Raw genomic sequence first — 21852 nt, forward strand, 5'->3', positions numbered from 1 at the left:
TGTTCCGTTTTACACGATCATCTGGCGTTTGCAGTAATCCACGATGGTGGCCGCGACGGCCTCGACGGCCTCAGCCTCCAGGTGCAGATGATGGCCACCCAAAAGCACCTGCCGCGTCAAATCAGGCACCTGCTGGCGGGCCTTGTGCGCCCAGTGGCGCTCGCCCAGAATGCCGCGATCGCCCTCGATCAGCAGTACTGGCGCCTGAATACTCGCCAGCATCGCCAGCACCTGCTCCGGCGTAAAGCGCACCAGCGACGGCTTGAGCAGGCGCGCGTCGGTGCGCATCTCGAGATCGCCCTGGGAGCTTGCCCGGGTATTACGCTCGACCACCGGGGTGATGGTCGACGCACTCACCGGCGTCACGCCGCCGGCCACCCGCGCGCCTACCGCGCGATCAATATCCGCGTAGCGCGGCGTGCGCGACGCCTGACGTCGGTGGGCCAAAAGCCCCTTTCTCAGCTGCTCGGTGCTCTGCTCGGCCTCGGTATTGAGCGCCCCCAGTCCGTCGATGAGCAGCAGCTTCTCTACGCGTTCGGGCAGCGCGGCGGCCAGCAGGCAGCTCACCGCCGCCCCCATCGAGTGAGCCAGAAGCGTGGCGCGTTCGATTTCCAGCTCGTCCAGCGCGTCGAGCACATCGAAAACGTAGTCCCACAGCGCGTAGTCGGTTTGGTCGGGCCCGTGGGCGGAGTGGCCGTGGCCGCGAAAATCGAGCGCGACGATGCGAACGCCGAGCGCGCGCGCCAAATGCGGGGCCAGGCGCGTGAAGCTTGCGGCGTTGTCCAGCCAGCCGTGCAGCGCCACCCAGACCGGCGCCTCGACGCTTCCCCATGCAAGGCCCGCCAGGCGGCCACTGGCCAGCGACAGGGGCCTGGGCGCGGTGCTTGCCACCTCCACCATAAGCGTTCTCTCCGTGTGCGCGTTTTTCGTTTGATGACGCCTTATGGCGTAAACGTTACCATGCCGGGCCCGGTGCCTGGAGCGCCGCGTTTTCAAAATTCTGCGCGCCACGCTCGACACGCGCTGATACGCCAACCGTCATCCACCCCTTCGCCAGATGAGTACCGTTATGAAACCTCGCCGTGATACCCGCGCCCGCAATGCCGTCTTTTTCATCGCCGTTACCAGCGCCATCGTCGTGGGGCTTTGGCTCGCACGTTGAAAACGGGGCACGTTGAAAACCGGGTACGGCTTCAACCTTGCATTTCAAGACTCGAATAATAATACTGTATATACATACACCACTTGATTGTTCGAGGACGTCACGATGCCGTCTCAACCCGCCCACGTTGCGACAGCCTGGCCGTTAACCTTTCAACCGCTGGCGTTTCCCACCCTGTACGCGCGTGCCGGCTTTAGCGGATTTCCCTCGCCGGCCCAGGATTACGAGCAGCGCACGCTGGATCTGAACACGCGGTTGATCAAGAACCCGACGCAAACGTTCTACCTGACGGCGATCGGCGACAGCATGGAAGGCTGGGGCATTTTCCACGACGACCTGCTGGTCGTGGACCGCAGCATCAAGCCGCGCCTTGGGCACATTCTGGTGGCGCTGCTCGAGGGCGAGGTGTTGATCAAGCGCTACGCGCTCTACCAGGGCACGCCGCACCTATGCTCCGCCCACCCGCTCTACCCACCGCTGCCGCTATCGGGCACCGAGTGCCAGCTGTGGGGCGTGGTGCGCGCGGTGATTCACGAGTACGTGTCGTGATCGGCCTGGTCGACGCCAACAACTTCTACGTCAGCTGCGAGCGCGTTTTCCAGCCCGAGCTCGACGGCCAGCCGGTGGGCGTCATGAGCAACAACGACGGCTGCATCATCGCCCGCTCGGAAGAGCTCAAGGCCATGGAGATCCCCATGGGCGTGCCGGCGTTCAAGCTCGAGGGGCTGCGCCGCGCGGGGCGTATTCATCTCAAGTCATCGAACTACGAACTCTACGGCGACATGTCAGGAAGGCTCTGCCAGCTTCTGCGCGACGCCTGCCCGGCGGTGGCGCCCTACTCGATCGACGAAATGTTCGTTTATCTGGACGGGCTCTCACCCGAGCAGTGCCAGGCGGTAGGAGAGGCACTTCGCCGCCGAATCCGCCGCCACCTGGGGCTTCCCGTCTGCGTCGGGCTTGCCCCGACCCATACGCTGGCCAAGCTGGCCAACCACGCCGCCAAAAAGCGCGCGCGCTACCAGGGCGTTTGCCTGCTGGACGCCGCGTCCAGAGAGACCGCGGCGCTATTAAAAGAGCTTCCGGTAGGCGAGGTGTGGGGCATCGGGCGGCGGCTGGCCGAGCGGCTGGCGGTGCAGCGCATTCACACCGCCTGGGATCTGCGCGAGTGCGACCACCACGACCTTCGCCGGCGCTTCTCCGTGGTGCTGGCGCGCACGGCGCTCGAGCTTCGCGGCACGCCGTGCCTTTCCATGAACGCGGTGGACGAGCCGCGCCAGCGCATCATGACCTCGCGCTCCTTCGGCAGGCCCACCGGCGACAAGGCCGACGTGTACAGCGCGCTGAGCCGCCACGCCCAGCGCAGCGCCGAGAAGCTACGCGAGCAGCGAAGCCTGACCCGGGCGGTGATGATCTTTCTCGCCACCAACCGTCACCGCCAGGACCAGCCGCAGTATTTTCCCCACGCCATGATTCCGCTCGCCGCTCCCAGCGACGACACCCGCGTGGTGCTGGCCGCGGTGCGCGAGGGGCTCGAGCAGATCTACCGGCCGGATCACCGCTTCATGAAGGCCGGCGTAATGCTGCTGGATCTGGTCGACGCCGAGCAGTATCAGCTCTCGCTTTTGCACCAGCCGCCGCGCCACCGTCATCATCCGGCGCTGATGGCTACACTCGACGACATCAACCGGCGCATGGGCCAGAACAAGGTGCGCTTTGGCGTCGAGCCGGAAGAGGCGTCCTGGCACCTGCGCTGCGGCCACCGCTCGAACCGCTTCACCACCCGCTGGGGCGAGCTGATGAAAGCTGGCACCCATCCAGGGGCCATCGAGGCGTGTGCCGAGCGGAAGAAGCCGCTACCCTAAAGGGCCTACTCGAAGTTACGTTATATCTCATGCCGCTTACCCGCCCCGACAGGGAGTTCGCCCCCGCCCCGGACCGTATCCAGCGTTTCGCAAGCCGCTACATCGGCCGCCGCCTGACCCGCCATAAAGCGCTGGGCGCCCCGGACATGGACGCTGTGAAAAGAAGCCGCCGCTGGGTGATCGTTTGGGCGGCGCTGGCGGGAATCGTCTCGGGCACGCTGATCGGCGGCGCCGAGTGGTGGATGCGCGAGATACTCGTCGACGACTGGGAGGCGCTGTCGCTTCGCGAACAGCTGCCCTACTGGAGCGGCTACCTGGCGTTCGCCGGCGTGGTCACGCTGCTCGAAATCGGCTTTCTTTACTGGAACTCGCTGCGCGGCGTAGCGCGCATGATGCACTTTTGCGGACTCGACTACCGCCACCGCTCGCCCCAGACCCCCACGGTGGAGCTGACCCTGCAGGGCGCAGCCCGGGTGGCGCTGGAGTACCCAAGCCCCGGTAGCCCCGTTTATGGCGTCGACCCGCACGCGTATCTTCGCGGCTGGAAGCTGACGCTGCGCGCCCTGCTCTACCGGCTCAAGGTCAGCCTGAGCAGTTTCCTGCTTCGCATGGTCATGCGCCGCCTGCTCGGGCGGCTGACCCTGCGCGGCTTCGTTCCCTTTTTTGTCGCGCCGCTCTACGCGTTATGGAATGCCTGGATCGCCGCCCGCGTGACCGAGGATGCCTGCCTGCTCGCCCTGGGCCCCCAGCGCATCGACCGACTGATGCCGCGCATCGAGCGCGCTCCGGAACACATCCGCCGCCTGCTCGCCCAGGGCGTGGGCGAAATGATCATGCGCAACCAGCACCCCCATCCGAACCTGGTGCTGCTGCTTTCGCGCGTATTGGCCACGCTTCCAGGCGCTCCCAGCGCCCTGACCGTGGCGTGGCCAAGCGCTCTGGACGAGTTTGCGCGACTTGACGAGGGCGAGCGCGCACCGCTTCTGGAAAACCTGACCCAAGCGGCGCTGTTGAGCGGCGGCTACCGCGGCGCGCGCAAGCGATTTTTACGCCAGGTGTTCGCCCGCTGCCAGACACCGCTGACCCATGAGTTCATCGCCGGGCAGCGCTTCGAGATGGCATCGAACGATCAGCGCGGCGCGAGCGCCTGACGCAGACGCGGGCTTAAACGCTCCCCAACCAGAATCATCAGCAGCAGAACGCCCAGCAGGTACGGCCAGTGCTGAGCGAACACGACGCTATAAAGCCCCAGCACGTCGGCAAAGATCACCAGAATGCCCAAGGGGCTTACGTAGCGCGCCATCAATAGCCACAGCGCATAGAAGCGCGGGCCGAGCCCGAGCTCATCGCGCATCACGTTCTTGTTGAGCAAAAACCCGGCGACGAAAATGGTGCCCAACCCGCCCAGCGGCATCAGCCAGCGCGAGGTCAGATAGTCGAGCCAGTCAAAGAAGGTCTTGCCCGCCAGCGTCCAGTCCGCGCCCACGTTGAACGAGAGCATCGCAGCGGTGCTGATCAGCCACAGCACGATGCCGGTGCTCCAGGCCGCCGAGCGGCGCGTAAAGCCCTTGTTGTCGCAAAGCCAGGAGACCGTGGCCTCGACCATGGAGATCGACGAGGTGAGCGCGGCCATCGAGAGCATGATGAAAAACAGCGCGCCGAACAGCGACCCCAGCGGCATCGCCTGAAAGGCAACGGGCAGGCTCATGAAGATGAGCCCCGGCCCACCCGCCGGGTCCATGCCGTTGGCGAAAATGACCGGGAAGATGGCAAGACCGGCCATGAGCGCGACGAGCGTATCCGCCAGCGCGACGCCGAGCGTGGTGCGCCCGATGGAGGCGGTCTTGGGCAGGTAGCTGCCGTAGGTCAAAATCGCCCCGGCGGCCAGCGATAGCGTGAAAAACGCGTGTCCCAGCGCGGCCAGCATCCCGGCGCTCGAAAGGCTTCCCGTGTTGAACGAAAACAAAAACGCAAAAGCCTCACCGAAGCCGCCGGAGAGCGCGCCGAAGCCGATCAGCACCACCAGCATCAGCACCAGCCCGGGCATCATCCAGCGCACGCTCTTCTCGATGCCCTCCTGAACCCCCTTGCCCACGATCACCATGGTGACAAGCGTCACCAGCGTGCTCCAGAACCCCAGGTTCCAGGGATTGGCGTTATTGGCCTCGAACACCGCCGCGAGCTCGTCGACACTGCCACCGCTGAGCCCGCCGCTGAGCGTCTTCCACAGGTAAGAGAACGACCAGCCCGCCACGACCACATAAAACGACAGGATCATGAAGCCGGCGAGCATCGACATCCAGCCCAGCACCGACCACGCCGGTGAGCGCCCGGAGCCGGTTGCCATGCGGCGAAAGGCGTCGACCGGGCTTCCCTGGCCGCGCCGGCCAAAGGCGATCTCGGCCATCATCACCGGCACGCCCACGGCCAGAATGCAGATCAGATACACCAGCACGAAGGCGCCGCCGCCGTACTCGCCGGTCATATAGGGAAACTTCCAGACGTTGCCAAGCCCCACTGCGGAGCCGGTCGCCGCCAGCAGAAATCCCCAGCGGCCCAGCCACTGCGCGCGCGGTTGTTCAGAAGACGCCATGCCTTTTCCCCTGCCTTGAAAAAAAGGCGACATCCTGGCGGATTTGGACGTAAAAGCCCAGGGGTTTTGCGCTAGAGCGCGCGCGCCTCGGCGTCCAGGCCCTGGGCGGTGTGATCCACGCGCTTGAGTATGAGCAGAATCACCGCGCCCAGCGCCACCAACGCGCCGGCCAGCCACAGCCCCAGCCGGTAGTCGCCCACGGCTTCGGCAAGCGTTCCGGTCACCGCCGGCGCGATGATTTGCGCCGCGCCGTAGGCCAGTGTCAGCTGGCCCATCAGCCTTGCCGGGTTATCCGGATAAAGCCGCCCGGCCATGGTCAGCACCAAACACACGCAGCCCAGAAAGGTGCCGCCATAAAGCACTGCGCTCAGCAGCAGCGCGGCCAGGCTCGTGCTCCAGAGCGGAAGCCAGATCCCCACCACCTGAATGGCCATGGCAAGCCCCAGCGCCCCCAGGTAGCCCAGCCGCCGGGCGACGAAGTCCCATATCACGACCGTCAGTGCTGCGGAAAGCCCCACCAGCGCAAACGCCCAGTTGCCGGTACCGGCAAGCAGCGGTTCGCGCTCGACGATGGTGACGAGGAAAGTAGCGTTGACCACGTAGCCGTACCCGGCGCAGAAGTAGGCCGGTACCATCAGGCGCAGAAAGTTCGTGCTGACGGGGCGAGTCGTGGCGGGTCTGGGCGCGGCGCTGGCAGCAGGCTTTTTGGGAGAGGGTAGCCACCGCCAGGCGGGCACCACCAGCAAGGCGCCCAGCGCGGTCAGCCAAAGCCACTGGCCGCGCCAGTCGATGGAAAGCGAAAGCAACCCCTCCACCGCCAGCGCCGCCAGCACGATGCCAAGCCCCAGGCCCGCGAAGTGAATGCCAAGCTCGCGTCGGCGCTTGTGTTCGATCAGCCAGTGCAGAATCAGCCCCGAAGCCAACAGCATCGAGGCGCTGCTGGAAAGCCCGGCCAGAAAGCGCAGCAGGGCCCAGAGCCAGACGCTTTCGGTCAGCGCCATGCCAAGAGTCGTCACCACCGCCAGCAAAAGCCCGGCGCGGTAGAGCTTATCCTTGAGCGCGAGACTCCCGGTCGAGGCGGCGAGCACCGCACCCAGCATGTAACCTGCGTAGTTGAACGCGGCCAGCCATCCGCCTTCGGCGTCGTTCAAGAGCCCGTCGCCCTGCATCACCGGCAACAGCGGCGTATAGGCAAAGCGCGCAACGCCCACACACAAAAGCTGGCTGAAAATACCGGCGAGCAGCACCTTGTAGCGCTGCAGGGAGATCGAGGCGGTCAAGGGCGGCTCCGTTACCTTATATGCATTATTGTTGAACCATCTACGCATGATAAGGCGTCCGGCGCCAGCCGTCATGACCACCTAAGTCGAGTCAGCGCGTAATATCCACGCCAAGCAGTATAAAGGAGAGCGTCTTGCCGTGGCCGTCCAGGTTGAGCGCACCGTTGACCCCGCCCTGCAGCACATCGTCGATGACGAAATTCATGCCACCCAAGTGAGGCAGCAGGTAGCGGCGAACGCGGCTAGCGCCGCGGTGCTGAAAAAGCGCAAGTACCCGGGCCTCGTCGAGCTCGCTCACGAGCAGGTCGTAATCCTCCGGCCGGTAAGCGAAAAGCGCGATGTTGAGCCGGTCGCCCTTGTCCCCGGCCCTGGCGTGAGCCAGCTGATGAAGCGGCGTCGTTTTCACGACGCGCGCCTGTTGCGACGTTTCAGTCTGCAGCATGGGTGGCTCCTCTTTGGTCATGGGCATTTTGCGGCGGGGCGTTTTGTGATCTAACGTCGAATAAGCGGGCGTAATCATGAACGTCGTCGCGCCGCACCAGATATGAGGCGGTAAACACCCGCCGCTGGAACTGACGTCGCACGCCACCGCCGCCCGCCGGCCCCGCGCAGTAAAGCGCCAGCAGCTCTTGGGTCGCGCGCGCGACCCAGCGCCGTTCCGGATGTTCGGCGGCCAGACGCAGGCGGTAATCGCCGTCGGGATTGGCCGGGGCCGCCAGACGCTGAAGCTCGCCGTCATCGCTGTCGAACACGCTCGCAAGGCCGATGATGTCGAAACGCGTGCGTAGCTCCGCCGGGGCACGAAACGCCAGCCGCTCGCGCAGCACCCGGGCGGCGAGCCGCGCGCGCTCGAGCGCGTTGGGCCCGGCGTAGGAGATCTCCGCCTCGCTTTGCCAGCCGCCGTCGTAGCACACGGTGGTTTTCAAACGCGCAGGCGCCGGCTTGCCGCGAATGCCGCTCACTTCCACGCAATCCAGGCCGAGCTGGCGCACGGTCGCGTTGGACAAATCGACCACCACGTCCGGCGTCAGGTAGTTGGCCGGGTCGTGCACCTCGTACAGAAGCTGCTCCTTGACAGTCTGCTCGGTCACGAGCCCCCCGCTTCCTTCGGGTTTGGTCACCAGAATACGCCCGTTTTCTTCCACCTCGATGATCGGATAGCCGACGGTGGCGAGACTCGGTACGTCCTTGAGCCCCGGGTCGGCGAAGTATCCGCCGCTGACCTGGGCACCGCACTCGGCCAGGTGCCCGGCCATCATGCCGCAAGCGAGCCGATCCCAGTCATTCCAGCGCCACTGAAAATGGTGCATCAGGGGCGCCAGAAAGAGCGCGGGGTCGGCGACGCGCCCGGTGACGACGATGTCGGCCTCAAGCGAGAGCGCCTCGACCAGCGCCTTAGCGCCGAGATAAACGTTCGCCGAAATGAGCGCACTATCGTCAGGCAGCGCCTGGCGCTCCGCCTCCCAGGGCGTCAGGTCGAGCGAGCGCAGCCGGTCGCGGATGTCGTCGCCATGCACCTGGGCGATGGCGATATCCGGGCGGCCTGCGGCCTCGGCCAGCTTTTTGACCAGCGCGCAGGCACCTTCGGGGTTGGCGGCGCCGAAATTGCCCAGGATGGTGATGCCGTGATCGACGCAGTCACGCAGCACCGGCGGCAAAAACTCTTCGATCAGCGGCTCGAACCCCTGCGCCGGGTCTTCGCGCATGGCGCGGTGCGCCGCGGCCAGCGTGCGCTCGCCCAGCGTTTCGAAGGCCAGAGCGGCGGGCTTTCCTCGCCGGATGAGTTCCGCCACCACCGCCTCGGCCGCATCGGTGCGATCGCCGGAGAACCCGGCCCCGCTACCCAGTAAAAAGCTCATGTGGTGTGCTCCTTGAGAGGTTGAGGCGCAGGCGTTGTCGGCGCCACGCCGTCATCGAGCAGCTGGCGACGGCGCCAGAAAAGCCCCGCGATGATGATCAGCGCGCTGAGCGTGGTCAGCCATCCCGGAATGAGCGCTAGACCAATCACCAGCGCCAGGGCCAGCGCGTCCACCACGCGGTGGCCGGTCATCATGACCCGCGACATGAGCGCGGCGAAGGCCACGACGAACACGATGCCCTGCGAGCTTGCCAGCACGATATCCCAGGCCGAGCCGAAGCCCGCCAGCGCCGGGTAGATCAACAGCAGAAACGGAATGACATAGATCGCGGCGGCCAGGCGTACCGCCTCTACCGCCGACGGCAACCAGTTGGTACCGGCGATGCCCGAGGCAACGAACACGGCAATGCAGACCGGCGGCGTGATGACCGACAGCGTCGCGAAATAGAACACGAACAGGTGCGCGATAAGCGGCTCGACGCCGATGGTCGTCAGCGCCGGCGCCAGTACTGACGCGACCAGCACGTAGGCGGCGGTGGTGGGGATACCCATGCCGAGAATCAGACAGACCCCGCCGACGATCAGCGCCACGAGAAACAGCGACTCGCCGCCTACGTTGACGATCAGGCTCGCCAGCGTCACGCCGATCCCGGTCATGCCGATCATGGCTACCAGAATCTGTGCGCCGGCCAACAGCACGCCGATGATGACCATCCCTTTGCCCGCATCGACCAGCCCGCCCACGAGCTTGCCGACGACCTCCTTGAGCGGCATGTGCGCAATCAGCGCGAAAGGCACGAAGGTCAGCACTGTCATCAGGATGCCGTAGAACGCCGACATCTGAATCGAGCGCCCGCTCAGCACCCCGTAAAAGAGCCCGCCGAGCGCGGCCAGAATCGGGATGATCCGCTCGGGCCGGCGTATCTCTGCCCATGGCGGCAGCTCGTCTTCGGGCACCACCTTGAGCTCGCGGCGCTTGGCCACCAGGTGGATCGTCAAGAACACGCCCAGATAGAAAAGTACCGCCGGCAGCAGCGCCGCCAGGGCAATGCGCAAGTAACTCTCGCCGATGATCTCGGCCATGATGAAGGCTGCGGCTCCTAAAATCGGCGGCGCGATCTGCCCGCCGGTGGAGGCCACCGCTTCCACGCCCGCCGCAAAGGGCCGCGGGTAGTTCAGCCGTTTCATCATTGGAATGGTGAAGTTGCCGGTCGTGGCCACGTTGGCCACGGCGCTGCCGCTGACCATGCCGAAAAGCCCGGAGGCCACGGTCGCTACCTTGGCCGCGCCGCCCGGCGAGCGCCCGCTGATGCGCAGCGCCAAGTCCATGAAGGTATTACCGCCGCCGGTGTGCAGCAGCAGACAGCCAAACAGCACGAATGCAGCGATGGTAGTGGCGGCCACGCCTACCAGCATGCCCCAAACACCTAGATCGCCCAAGTAGATCGTTTCGGTCATGTAGTAAAGATCGAATCCGCGGTGACCCAGCGGCCCGGGAATCATCGAGCCAAACCAGGCGTAGGCGAGCCCGGCCACTACCAGCATTGGAAAGATCCAGCCAATCGCCCGGCGGGAAAGCTCCAGAATGGCGACCAGCAGCACACCGGCCAGCACCATGTCCCGCGGCGTGGCCCAGGGCAGCTCGACCAGAATCTGCTCGTAATTGAGCGCCACGTAGCCGCAGGCGAGCACCACGCCCACCGCCAGCACCAGATCGATGGCGATACCAATCGGGCGCCAGCGCTTGCCGTCGCCCAAGGGGTAAACGGCAAGCCCCAGAAGAATGACCAGCGCAAGAAAGAGACTGCGCTGAACCAGGCTTTCAAAAGGCCCGGTCGCGGAAGTAAAAAGGATCAGGCCGCCAAGCGTCAGCGCCAGCCCTTTGACGAGTAGGTCTCGCATGAACTTCGTCCTCTATCGGCGACTTACTGGGCCGGCTGCAGCGCCTCGGGAATCTCGTAACCCTGCTCTTCGAAATAACGCGCGGCACCGGCGTGCAGCGGTACCGTGCCTACCTCAAGGGTCATTTGGGCGATATCCGCGTCTTCCATTGCCGAGAAGGCGTTGACCTGCGGCTCCGGATTTTCCATGACCGCCTTGACGATTTCGTAGGCGGTCTCCTCGCTCATATCCGGATGCGCGTGAACGGCAACGCCGAATGCCCAAGTGGTGTAGGCCGGGATACCGTCGCCGGCGCCTTCGGGTACGTCGACGATTGCCAGATCAGGCATCTCGTTACGCAGGGTTTGGGCCTGCTCGTCATCGAGCGAAAGCACGCTGATGGGTGTGAACGTGGAAATGTCCATGGTGGAGCCGTCGAGGCGGTTCCCCACGCCAGACTTCACCGAGCCCATGACGCGACCATCCTTCATCGAATCGACAATGTCGGTAGTCGAGCCGCGCACATAGTCGGGCTCGATGCCCAGCGTCGTCATGACCGCTTCGGTAGTCTTTTCGGTAGCCGAGCCGGTGATCCCCGGATTGAAGCGCACGCCGTCCAACTCCGCGAAGGTAGTGACGCCGGCGTCTTCGCGCATCACGGTGTTTTGCGGTGCCACGGTGTAGACCCACAGCAAACGGCTATCGACTGGTCGCCCGTCGAACTCCTGCTCACCGGCGTAGGCGTGGTAGCCGATATTGGTGGTCACCAACCCCATATCGATCTGGTGGCGGCCAAGACGGCGAAGGTTGTCCACCGCTGCGCCAGTTTCAGCTACCGACGAGCTGATGTTTTCGACCTGATTGTTGATGATCTGGTTGACGGCGACGAAGTAGCTGTAATGGCTCGACGAGCTGGAGGTCGACCCGATCAGTAGACGCTCGTTGGCATGGCTGACAGCGGCGGCGACCAGCGCGGTACTGGCGACAACGGCGGTGAGTAGCGTTTTCATGGTGACTCCCGGGCCACAAGGGCCGTTTTTATTTTGAGGTAAAAGGTAAGTAGCGGTTCAGGAACGCTTTTCTAAGCGATAGCTCAAAGTGAGGGCTGACCACTATTTTGTATATTAAATTGTTTTTAAATTTTGTTTTATTTACTAAAATAAAGAAATGCATCTTTTTAGTGCCTGATATATGGGCGTTTGCTGCGGTACAGCAATAGCAAAAGTTACTTTAGTTAATGCCTATATAAACTAAAGTCTCAGAAAAAATGTTCTCTGTAAGGGTCTTGCGTCCGGCGTTATCCGCTCTAGGAAGTCATTCTCGTTACCCTTGAGCGGTCCATAAATGGCGGCCTTTTACACACGCTTTCTTGTGAGCACGCTCTCTCAGGCCGGGGTTTGATATTTAGATGACAACCAGCATCAAACAGCTTCAAGTATTCGTGGCGGTGGCCCAATCGCGGAGCTTTAGCGAAGCCAGCGAGCGCGTGCACCTTTCCCAACCCGCCATCTCCATCGCGCTAAAAAAGCTCGAGGAGAGCGTGGGCGGAGCGCTGTTTGCTCGCACCAGCCGTCAGCTCGGGTTGACGCCGGAAGGCGAGGCGTTTTTGCCCGTCGCGCAGCGTCTTCTCAGCGATTGGCACGAGGCCTTCGAGGATCTCGGTGAGCAGTTCTCCAAGCAGCGCGGCAAGGTGGCGGTTGCCGCACTGCCGACACTGGCTGCGGGGATATTTCCAAGCGTGCTCAAGCGCTTTCACGAAACCTATCCCCGCATCAATCTGAGCCTTCACGACGTGCTGGCCGAGCAGATCAATCAAATGGTGCGCGAGGGTCGCGCCGACTTCGGGCTTTCCGTCGAGCCTCAGAACGCAGACGATCTAAGCTTCGAGCCCATATGGGTCGACCGCTACGTGGCGGTTTTCCCTGAAGGCCACACGCTTGGTCAGCAAACGCATATAGAGTGGGCGCAGTTGGGGGACTACCCTTTCATCGGCATCAATCGGCTATCGAGCTCGCGTCAGGATATCGATCGCATAGTGGCTAGCGTTGGCGTCAAGCTCGATATTCTTTGCGATGCCAGCCAGATCGCCACGGTTGGCCGCATGGTCGCGGCGGGGCTTGGCATTAGCGTACTTCCTGCGCTGAGCTTTCGTCAGATCGCGGTAGCAGGTATCGGCCACCGGCCGCTGGTAGCGCCGAACACGCCTCGCGAGCTTGGTATTGTCTTAAGCCGGCGCCATCCGCTGTCCAGTGCAGCGCGGGCGCTGTTCGAGCTGATTCACGCCGTCGATGATGGCTCAAGGCCGACTAACGGCACACGTTCTCGCTAGATTTGTGCCAAACTGGATAGCCTACTCACAAGCCAACATGGAGAGTTTTACATGAGCGAAAGCGCCAAACCCTGGACGCAGCCAATGCCCGAGGCGCAGTTCGATTTGATGCGCAACATCATTGCCGCCCCCAGCCCGGTCGGGCTCGAAGGCGCGATGACCTACGGCGTCTTGAAGCCCTATTTCGAGAGTTTTGCCCCAGAGGAGTGGAAGCTTCATCAGTATCGTGGCAACGCCGGCGTGGTGCTGGATACCCACCCGGGCCAGGACGATATGTTCAAGATCATGCTGGTGGGCCACGCCGACAAGATCCGCATGCAGGTGCGCTCGATCGGCGAGGACGGCAAGATCTGGATCAACACCGACTCGTTTTTGCCGACGGTGCTGATCGGCCACGAAGTCATCCTGTTCAGCGAGGACCCGGAGGCGCCGGGCAGCTATCGCCGGCTGGAAGGCGGCACCGTCGAGGCGCTGGGCGCCATCCACTTTTCCGACCCCGGTGTCAGAAGCGGCGAGAAAGGCATCAAGAAAGAGCAGATCTATCTGGATCTGCAGATTCACGGCGAGAACAAGAAGCAGCAGGTGCTGAACCTGGGCGTGCGCCCGGGCGATTCGATCATCTTCAACCGCCCGATCAAAAAAGGTTTCAGCCCCAACACCTTCTACGGCGCCTACCTGGATAACGGCCTGGGCTGCTTCGTCACCGCGGAAGTGGCGCGCCTGGTGGCCGAAGCCGGCGGCACGAACAACGTGCGCGTGATGTTCGCCATCGCAAGCTACGAGGAGATTGGCCGCTTCGGTAGCCGCGTGCTGGCCGGTGATCTCAAACCCGACGCGCTGATCGGCATCGACGTCAACCACGACTACGTGGCCGCCCCGGGCATCGGCGACAAGCGCATGCAGGCGCTGGAGATGGGCAAGGGCTTTACGCTGTCCGTCGGCTCGATCGCCAGCGAGCAGCTCAACCGCATCATCGCCGAAACCGCGCGCCAGAAGGATATTCCCATGCAGCGCGATATCGTCGGCGTGGACACCGGCACCGACGGGATGGCCAGCGTCCTTGCCTCCATCGATAGCGCCGCGACCTCGCTGGGCTTTCCAACGCGCAACATGCACACCATCTCCGAAAGCGGCAATACTCAGGACGTGCTGGCCGCGATTCACGTACTGGCCGAGACGATCCAGCTGCTCGACAAGGTCGATAACATCAACGAGCTGTTCTTTGATCACCACCCACGGCTCGACCAGGCAAGTGAGCTTGTCCACAAGGGCAGCGACAAGCCTGACAGCGAAAAAGAGAACGACGACAAGTAAGGCATCTGCCCCCGGCCACGCCGGGGGCTTCACTTTGGGCCAATCCTCTACCGCCCTTCTCCTGCACCCTTCTCCTGCTCCCTTTTCCAGCGCCTTTTTTCAGCACCCTTCCCTCCCTTGACTCAGCACGGGTCCAGCCCGTTTCCCCCTTCATGTGGCTCCCCAAAGGCGCAAGCCATACACGACCAAAGTCGTATGCATTCGACCAACGTTTTATAGACGTAAGTGGTAGCATCCCGCTCGCCAACGATTTGTTACGTATTCGCTTATCTTTTTCAGGGAGTTAGCCATGAGTTCATTGACCGACCAGTGGCGCCGCTGGGTGCCGCTACTGGCGGGGCCGCTACTATTCGCGCTTGTTCAGTTCGCGATGCCGACCACGCTGATCGATCCGATGCCGCGTATCGTGTTGGGTTTGACTGTCTGGATGGCCGTCTGGTGGGTGACCGAGCCGGTGCCCATTCCGGTCACCTCCTTTCTGCCCATGATTTTGCTGCCGCTGACCGGCGTCATGCCCATGGACGAGGCGGTGGTGGGTTATGCCAACCCGGTCATCTACATGTACATGGGCGGCTTCATCCTGGCGATCGCCATCGAGCGTTGGAACCTGCATCGGCGCATTGCGCTTTCGATCGTCAACCGCATCGGCAACAGCCTTCGAAGCATCGTATTGGGGGTGATGATCGCCTCGGCGTTTCTCTCGATGTGGATCTCCAACGCCGCCACGGCGCTGATGATGCTCCCCATTGCCGTGGCGCTTTTAGGCGAACTCGACGAGCGCGACCAGTTCGAGAAGAACCAGCGCGACGCCTTTGCGCGCACGCTGCTGTTGACCGTGGCCTACTCGGCGTCGATCGGCGGGCTTGCCACCATCATCGGCTCAGTGCCCAATGCCATTGTGGTGGCGATGATTCCGCAGTTCTTCGATGTCGAGATCAGCTTTTTGCAGTGGATGATCTTTGCGCTGCCGCTCACGCTCTTGCTGCTGATCTTCCTGTACCTTTATCTCACACGCGTCTACTCGAAAGTGCCCAACAGCCGCCTGGAGGTGAACTTCGTCGCCCAAGAGCTTGAAGCGCTGGGGCCGATCACGCGCAACGAAAAGCGTGTGCTTGGCGTATTCGTCATCACCGCGCTTGCCTGGGCGCTGCGTGGCTGGCTGGCGCCGTATTTCGATCTGCCCATCAACGACACGCTGATCGCGGTGATCGCGGCGGTGTCGCTGTTCATCATTCCTGCGCACCACGAAAATCGTAGCCTTCTGATCTGGGATGACATGAAAAACCTTCCCTGGGGGCTTTTCATCCTGTGGGGTGGCGGCATGGCGCTGGCGGCGGCGTTCAGCGCCAGTGACCTGACCGGCTGGATCAGCGACCAGCTCGAACTGCTGGATGGGGTGAGCTACTTCTGGCTGCTGCTGTTCATGGTGGCCTTGATGCTATTTCTCACCGAGATCATCTCCAATACCGCGACGGCCAACATGGCGATTCCGATTACCGCTGGGCTTGCCTCGGCGATCACCACCGGCAACCCGCTGGGGTTGATGGTAGCGGTGGCGTTGGCCACCACCTGCGCGTTCATGATGCCGATCTCGACGCCGCCCAACGCCGCGGTGTTCTCGAGCGGGCGCATCACCATCAAGCAGATGGCCAAGGCCGGCTTTATCATGAACATCGTAAGCGCCCTGGTGATTACGCTGTTCGTCTACTTCATCGTACCGCTACTGCTGCCCTCGCCCCTGTAAGGCGCTGGCTTACCCACAAAAAAAGACCCGGCCATCCGGCCGGGTCCAGTACGAGCATGTCCTCCCTGAAGACTTTCGCAACCTCCTGTCGCGCCTCCCTGGTTTAGCCAGCATCCTGCTTGCTCCCTCCTGCGCCCTCCCGGCGTCTTGCCTACCATGCGCTCGCAATGTGTCAGCCGCATGACAAAATTAAAACGCGCTTGTTAACCCAAATCAGTGGCACAGCGCGAGAACCCGCTTATGCTGAAAGAGTAGCAAGGGCAAAGGGAATTGAGCTCTTTTACGCGAGACCCCACAACTCAATAACAGCAGGAGGTTAGCGTGCGGGATATCATGATCAGTCATACCGTGGGCGGTTTGGATATCATCTGTCGCCATTGCGGAAACGCGGAAACCGTCAAAACGGTCTATTTCAAGCATTTTCGTCTGGAAGGTACCGGCAAGCAAAGCGCGACTCTGCGCTGTCTGGCGTGCCAAACCGGTATGGACGTACCGCTTGATCAGCTCGGCCCGCAGTATCTGGACAAGGCCTGTTGAGCACCAAAACGCCAGCGCACTAAAAAAGCCCCGGCCGATAGCGGCCGGGGCTTCCCCGAATCTTCCTTAACCCTGCTCCATAAACGTCCCGCTCATGCATCCTTGTGAGTGCAAACCTCCTGTTCGCCTCTTCCTTCTCGCTTCTCCCTAAGCAGTGCGCACACAGTGGACCCTATAGAGGGCAAACGATTTATCCTGGGTTAACCAATGCCGAAATTTACCGGTTTTTTAGCCTACAAAGCGATAACGCCGCAAAATATGAGCAAAATTTGGACAGAGGCCCGGTTTTCTACACCGGAATCATTTACGTACTAGGCAGGTACAATAAAAATATAATTTTATCTTGTACACGCCTTGGCGTTGTTCTATAGTCTGTAGTGTTCGCGGTAAGGAAACCGCTTCGCGAAGGATCGCCCGTTCAGGAAGAACGAAGTCTTCAAGGAGTGAACGTACTCAGGATGAGTACCCAGCGTTCAAGGATGAAAATAGCTCAGGATCGAGCGTTTACGTCTCAAGGAAATGAGAAGCTCAGGACGAGCAAGCAAAATACAGGGAAGGCCAGCAGAGGCAACGAAAAAGCACCCTTTTTTTAAGGGTGCTTTTTCGTATCTGCTCCAAAACCGGCCGTAAAGCTCTTTCCCGTTCACGATAGCCCAAACACCGCGCCCTGATCGGCTGGATCGAAATTTTCCTGGAAATAGCAATTACATAACACCGCATCAGACCACTACGCTCAAGAGTGTCCACCAAGGAGGTCGTTATGTCTGAACAACAGTGTGCATGCCCCAAATGCGAGTGCGCCGTTAACGCGGAGTCCATCGAAAAAGATGGTCAACGTTTTTGTTGCCAGTCCTGCGCCATTGGCCACACAGACGGCAGCGCCGACTGCGGCCATAACTGTCAGTGCGGCTAACGCCGCTTAAAGCGTAGCGTTAGCCGAGCGCCCGGTCGTCATCGACGATCGGGCGCTTTTTGTATAGCGAAGCACCGCGAGGGAATGCGCCGTGCGTAACCAGGCACCTTGCACTAAGCTTTGAGGGTTTAACCAACGGATCAGGGAAAGAAAATGCCATCAACCACCGCCATCGTTGTTATCATCGTCATCATTGCCGTGCTGGGCATCGGCTTTAGCGGCGCGCTGCCTTTTTAAGACCGCTAAATCGAACGAGACGAAGGGGCGCTCGAAGCGCCCCGCTCTCGTTGTATCCCTGTTTGAGGCAGGCGCCACTTCAAACGGCCCCCATCGATGACACCAAGGAGCTCCCATGCCACTACTCGATAGCTTTACCGTCGATCACACGATCATGAACGCCCCGGCGGTTCGCGTTGCCAAGACCATGACGTCTCCCTCTGGCGACACCATCACCGTGTTCGATCTGCGCTTCAACAAGCCCAACGAAGACATGATGGGTGAAAAAGGCATCCACACCCTGGAGCACCTGTTTGCCGGTTTCATGCGCAACCACTTGAACGGCGACGGCGTCGAGATCATCGACATTTCGCCCATGGGCTGTCGTACCGGGTTTTACATGAGCCTTCTGGGAAGCCCCTCGGAAGAGCGCGTCAGCGAGGCCTGGCTTGCCTCCATGCGCGATGTGCTGGCACTCAACCGCATGGACGAAATTCCCGAGCTCAACGAATACCAGTGCGGCACCTACGTGATGCACTCGCTGGACGATGCCAAGCAGATCGCCCAGAACATCATCGACCAGGGCATCGGCGTGAACAAGAACGCGGATATCGCGCTGAGCGAAGAGCGTTTGTCGGCACTGGGCAACGATGTCAAATAACGCGTAGGCCCGGATGCTAAAAAGCCCCGCCATGGCGGGGCTTTTTCATTTTCGGCAGCGCTTGAGCTGCCTGTCTTTACATCGTTTAGAGGCGCTCGTCGAGCCACTTCTTGACCGCAAACTGGTCCTGCGAGCCGGCGGGCAGCTCATCGCGAATCAGTTCCTCTCCCTTGTGCAGCGCGGAGATCGGCGCCGAGGCGGAAAGCACCATGTTCAGCATATAGAGCACTTCGCTTCCGTGTTTGGGGTCGAAGGTCGTGCTCTCTTCCGGCTCGCCGCTCACGCGCGGGTCGTTGCTCGGGATGTCGTCCCAGCTGTAGTGGTCCAGGCTCAGATTGATACGCTGAAAGTCCGCCATGAAATACCTCGATCATCCAATGAGTGTCGTTGCTCCATTACCGCCGCCGACCATGGCCGACAGCCCTATCAGGGTAGCAAAGATGGGGGATTTAGCGCGGGCACAGCGCCAGATCGAGACAAATGAAGGCGGTTGTTTAATCCATGTAATGAAGTTGGCGCTGACACGGGTCACTCGCGTACTCGCGGCGGCTTCTCGGGCCACTCGGTCAGGGTAAGCTCGCCTTCGATCGCCTCCACCACCTCCTCGAACTGATCCGGGCAGTGCTTGACCCCGCACTCCCACACGACGATCACCCGCCAACCCAGCGCTTCGAGCTCGGCGCGCTTGCGCACGTCGCGCTCGACGTTTTCGCCCAGTTTCTCCTGCCAGAACGTTTTCTGGCTGGCCGGCGTGGTGGCGTAGAAGCAGCCCTGGTGGCGGTGCCAGAAGCAGCCGTTGACGAAAAGTGCGACCTGATAAAGCGGAAGGATCACGTCCGGCTTGCCGGGAAGCTCGACCGAGTGCGCCTCGAAGGACATATGGCGCCGTTCGAGCTCGGCCTGCACGAAGCGCTCCGGCGCGGTGTTCTTGCCCTTGATGGAAGCCATCATTTTCGAACGCGTGGAACGATCAACGATGTCGGTCATGCGAGTATCCGCCGGGAAGGTCTTCAAAGCGTAGCACGCTCGGCCTACCTTTACCGCCGCGCCAGACCTCTAGCAAAAGCTAGCGCGCCAGCGGTGTTTCGAGTTGGGACTCTTTCTGTATTGGACGGTTTGCTTCTATGTTAACGGCGGCGAGAAGGCGCGGTTTCATCAGCCGGGCAACGGCTTCGAACACCGGCACGACCACCGAGTTGCCGAACTGGCGATACGCTTGGGTATCGGAGACCGGAATGACGAAGCGGCTTTCGCCGGGCGCATCGAACCCCATCAGCCGCGCGCACTCCTGAGGCGTGAGCCGCCTGGGCCGGTTACGCTGGTTGGCATCAGTGTAAAAATCCTCGGCGTCGTCGAATCCGCGGTCGACCAGAATCTCCGAGCCATCCTTGTGATAGCGCGCCGAGAGCGTGCGGGCCACATCATTCTCACGCGTCAGCCCAAAGCCGAAACCGTTGCCCTTTTCGCGATGCTTTTGGGCGTACTTGTAGAGGTACTCCCAGAGTTTGGGCGTGAGCACGTACTTGTCGTTGACCTCGGCATCGAGCAGCTCGCCAAAGCACGGCGGATGTTCCGGGTAGAGGTTGGCGATCTCTTTCAGGCTGAAGCCTTCGTGAACGTTCAGGTCGCGGCGAAAGCCGACCAGCACGATGCGCTCGCGGTGCTGCGGAACGAAGTGCCTGGCATCGATCACTTTTGGATCGCGCCCTTTCGGCGCATCGACATCGGCCACCTCGTAACCCAGCTCGTCGAGTGCTTCGCAGATTACGCGAAAGGTCTTGCCCTGGTCGTGGCTCTTGAGGTTCTTGACGTTCTCCAGCACGAACGCCGCCGGCCGCTTGGCCGCGAGAATGCGCGCCACGTCAAAAAAGAGCGTGCCCTGAGCGTCGCACTCGAACCCGTGCTTGCGCCCCAGCGAGTTCTTCTTCGACACGCCCGCCAGCGAAAACGGCTGGCAGGGAAAGCCCGCCAGCAGCACATCGTGGTCCGGTACGTGGCGGTCGATATGGCGGTAAGCCGCCTCTTCGTCCACGGAGAGATCCGCACTCAGAGTCAGCTCGCGAATGTCCTCGTTGAAGCGATGTTTGAGCGGATCGCAAAAGTGGTTGGCCTTGTAGGTGCGCACCGCGTACTTGTTCCACTCCGAGGTCAGTACGCACTCCCCGCCAATCGCCTCGAACCCTTTGCGAATCCCGCCGATACCGGCGAACAGATCCACAAAGCGAAACGCCGGTTTAATATCGTTTGGCTTGGGCGCGGGCAGCATGGCGATCATGCGTTGACGCGCGGCCGGCGTCACACTTGGGCTCGCCTTCCCCTTCGCCCAGCGGTTGACGGTTTCCCGACACCAGCGCCCCGGCTCCACTTCCGAAAGCGCTTCAGCGATCGCCCGCTGGTCATAAATTTCCAGCAGCTTTTCCAGCAGCGCGTGCTCGCCAAATTCGGCGTAGGGCGATTCATCCGCGCCGGCAGCGTTATCGGTATCGAAAGAAAGGGCCATGAAACTCTCTGGGTCAAAGGTGTGACGAGATGAGGGATTGTATGCGGATTGGGAGGGGATCGCGAGGGGTACCAAGGAATGTGGCACTGCTGTCGAAGTGCTCTACCGAAGTCCAACCGAAGGCAGAACCAAAAGCTTTCCATTGTGCATCGCCAGCGTCACCGATGACGATGCCTACAGCGGTGTGAAAGCCTATTGGAATGAAACCCGTGGCACTGCGCAAAACCGTTCTCGCCGGTACGGACGACAACACCAGGCAACTGCGCCCGTCCTACATGGCGGGCGCTCATCGATTGCAGATCGTCTGGCGGCAAGTCGCGCTTGCTCGCGCCACCTTTCGCGAGGCAGTCCTTACGCTAGTTAGTCGAAGCTGAAGGATTTCGGGTGACTGTAGGGCTCGGCGTCATCGCTGGTTTCATCTTCTACACAAAACAGCAGCACCTCATAGCTATCGCCAGCGCCCTCGGTGCAATTGCGCATCGTGCGCGGGTCGATCGATTCGGCGTTATCGCGCAGTTGGTCATAGGACTTTTGCTCCTGCTCAATACAAAAATCATACATCTCGTGGCTATTGCCAGAAATTTCCTTGCAAATGGCCTCAACTTTAAAGCGCGGTATATCGGCAGCCATGGCCAGGTTTGATAGGACCAACGTGGATAACGCGAGTACGGTTTTAATGACCATTCGCTCTCCCTGTATCGATCTACACAATTATTGCATCAGCATGAGGCGAGGCACTGGTAGCCAGGAAAAGAGCATAAAAAGATTAACCAAAGCACCCTGCTCTTTAGCCATGCCGGGAAAATGCTTAAAAACCAGAAACGAAAAAGGGGAACCAAGCTGATGCTTGATTCCCCTTTTCATATTCGGTGGCGGAGGGGGAGGGATTCGAACCCTCGAAGCCTTTCGACTTACACACTTTCCAGGCGTGCTCCTTCGACCACTCGGACACCCCTCCGCATTTTGTCTATCGGTCCGGGCGTTGCCTTTCCCAACAGAACG

Annotated in this window: 20 protein-coding genes and 1 tRNA gene; 9 read left to right on the forward strand and 12 right to left on the reverse strand. The window is 61.5% G+C overall.

Annotation, left to right across the window (positions count from 1 at the left end):
* Positions 1–9: 9 nt before the first annotated feature.
* The gene (locus tag RN347_RS11475) at positions 10–900 is read right to left on the reverse strand and encodes an alpha/beta hydrolase (protein WP_311958298.1); all 891 of its coding nucleotides are present in this window, start codon (positions 898–900) and stop codon (positions 10–12) included.
* Between the two features lie 367 nt (positions 901–1267).
* Here RN347_RS11475 and RN347_RS11480 point away from each other — a divergent pair, with 367 nt between their 5' ends.
* The 3 genes from RN347_RS11480 to RN347_RS11490 are packed head-to-tail and all read left to right on the forward strand — an operon-like array spanning position 1268 to position 4175.
* Positions 1268–1711 carry a LexA family transcriptional regulator gene (locus RN347_RS11480; protein ID WP_263586670.1) on the forward strand — a complete coding sequence of 148 codons (444 nt, stop codon included), beginning with the start codon at positions 1268–1270 and terminating at the stop codon, positions 1709–1711.
* On the forward strand, positions 1708–3024 hold the full coding sequence (locus tag RN347_RS11485; RefSeq protein WP_311958299.1) for a Y-family DNA polymerase: 1317 nt from the start codon (positions 1708–1710) through the stop codon (positions 3022–3024). The genes RN347_RS11480 and RN347_RS11485 overlap by 4 nt, the downstream gene beginning before the upstream one ends.
* Before the next feature lie 29 nt (positions 3025–3053).
* Entirely contained in the window at positions 3054–4175 is a 1122-nt protein-coding gene (locus tag RN347_RS11490; protein WP_311958301.1) for an LBF_2804 family protein, read from the forward strand.
* Here the strand turns inward: RN347_RS11490 and RN347_RS11495 are convergent.
* The 6 genes from RN347_RS11495 to RN347_RS11520 all read right to left on the reverse strand — a co-directional run bounded on the left by RN347_RS11495 (position 4154) and on the right by RN347_RS11520 (position 11646).
* Positions 4154–5617, reverse strand: coding sequence for a sodium-dependent transporter (locus RN347_RS11495; RefSeq protein ID WP_311958302.1), 1464 nt, complete (start codon positions 5615–5617; stop codon positions 4154–4156). The genes RN347_RS11490 and RN347_RS11495 overlap by 22 nt on opposite strands.
* A gap of 71 nt (positions 5618–5688) precedes the next feature.
* On the reverse strand, positions 5689–6897 hold the full coding sequence (locus tag RN347_RS11500) for a YbfB/YjiJ family MFS transporter (protein ID WP_311958303.1): 1209 nt from the start codon (positions 6895–6897) through the stop codon (positions 5689–5691).
* A 91-nt stretch (positions 6898–6988) separates the two neighbouring features.
* Positions 6989–7339: a hypothetical protein gene (locus RN347_RS11505; RefSeq protein ID WP_311958304.1), complete on the reverse strand. Its 351-nt coding sequence runs from the start codon at positions 7337–7339 to the stop codon at positions 6989–6991.
* Entirely contained in the window at positions 7326–8756 is a 1431-nt protein-coding gene (locus tag RN347_RS11510) for an acyclic terpene utilization AtuA family protein (protein ID WP_311958305.1), read from the reverse strand. Before RN347_RS11510 ends, RN347_RS11505 begins: the two co-directional genes overlap by 14 nt.
* Positions 8753–10657 carry a TRAP transporter fused permease subunit gene (locus RN347_RS11515; RefSeq protein ID WP_311958306.1) on the reverse strand — a complete coding sequence of 635 codons (1905 nt, stop codon included), beginning with the start codon at positions 10655–10657 and terminating at the stop codon, positions 8753–8755. Before RN347_RS11515 ends, RN347_RS11510 begins: the two co-directional genes overlap by 4 nt.
* A gap of 23 nt (positions 10658–10680) precedes the next feature.
* Complete coding sequence (locus RN347_RS11520; RefSeq protein ID WP_311958307.1) at positions 10681–11646, reverse strand: TAXI family TRAP transporter solute-binding subunit; 966 nt, start codon at positions 11644–11646, stop codon at positions 10681–10683.
* 398 nt (positions 11647–12044) lie between these two features.
* Here RN347_RS11520 and RN347_RS11525 point away from each other — a divergent pair, with 398 nt between their 5' ends.
* From RN347_RS11525 to luxS, 6 genes are all read left to right on the forward strand, one after another.
* On the forward strand, positions 12045–12965 hold the full coding sequence (locus tag RN347_RS11525; RefSeq protein ID WP_311958308.1) for a LysR family transcriptional regulator: 921 nt from the start codon (positions 12045–12047) through the stop codon (positions 12963–12965).
* Positions 12966–13016: 51 nt separating this feature from the next.
* Positions 13017–14279 carry a M20/M25/M40 family metallo-hydrolase gene (locus RN347_RS11530; RefSeq protein ID WP_311958310.1) on the forward strand — a complete coding sequence of 421 codons (1263 nt, stop codon included), beginning with the start codon at positions 13017–13019 and terminating at the stop codon, positions 14277–14279.
* Positions 14280–14568: 289 nt separating this feature from the next.
* The gene (locus RN347_RS11535) at positions 14569–16023 is read left to right on the forward strand and encodes a DASS family sodium-coupled anion symporter (protein WP_263586664.1); all 1455 of its coding nucleotides are present in this window, start codon (positions 14569–14571) and stop codon (positions 16021–16023) included.
* 321 nt (positions 16024–16344) lie between these two features.
* Positions 16345–16560 (forward strand): hypothetical protein, encoded by a 216-nt coding sequence (locus tag RN347_RS11540; RefSeq protein WP_263586663.1) that lies wholly within the window; start codon positions 16345–16347, stop codon positions 16558–16560.
* Positions 16561–17320: 760 nt separating this feature from the next.
* On the forward strand, positions 17321–17473 hold the full coding sequence (locus RN347_RS11545; RefSeq protein WP_252109172.1) for a metallothionein: 153 nt from the start codon (positions 17321–17323) through the stop codon (positions 17471–17473).
* Positions 17474–17825: 352 nt separating this feature from the next.
* On the forward strand, positions 17826–18350 hold the full coding sequence (gene luxS, locus RN347_RS11550; RefSeq protein WP_263586662.1) for an S-ribosylhomocysteine lyase: 525 nt from the start codon (positions 17826–17828) through the stop codon (positions 18348–18350).
* Positions 18351–18435: 85 nt separating this feature from the next.
* Here luxS and RN347_RS11555 read toward each other — a convergent pair whose 3' ends face one another.
* The 5 genes from RN347_RS11555 to RN347_RS11575 form a co-directional block, all read right to left on the reverse strand.
* On the reverse strand, positions 18436–18708 hold the full coding sequence (locus tag RN347_RS11555) for a hypothetical protein (RefSeq protein ID WP_263586661.1): 273 nt from the start codon (positions 18706–18708) through the stop codon (positions 18436–18438).
* Between the two features lie 170 nt (positions 18709–18878).
* Entirely contained in the window at positions 18879–19337 is a 459-nt protein-coding gene (locus RN347_RS11560; RefSeq protein WP_263586660.1) for a very short patch repair endonuclease, read from the reverse strand.
* 79 nt (positions 19338–19416) lie between these two features.
* A complete protein-coding gene (gene dcm, locus RN347_RS11565; protein WP_311958311.1) occupies positions 19417–20850 on the reverse strand; it encodes a DNA (cytosine-5-)-methyltransferase in 1434 nt (477 codons plus the stop codon).
* 360 nt (positions 20851–21210) lie between these two features.
* A complete protein-coding gene (locus tag RN347_RS11570; RefSeq protein WP_311958312.1) occupies positions 21211–21534 on the reverse strand; it encodes a hypothetical protein in 324 nt (107 codons plus the stop codon).
* A gap of 186 nt (positions 21535–21720) precedes the next feature.
* A tRNA-Ser gene (locus RN347_RS11575) sits at positions 21721–21808 on the reverse strand.
* Between the last annotated feature and the right edge of the window lie 44 nt (positions 21809–21852).

Source organism: Halomonas sp. PAMB 3264 (assembly GCF_031954245.1).
In the GTDB taxonomy this organism is placed as follows: Bacteria; Pseudomonadota; Gammaproteobacteria; order Pseudomonadales; family Halomonadaceae; genus Vreelandella.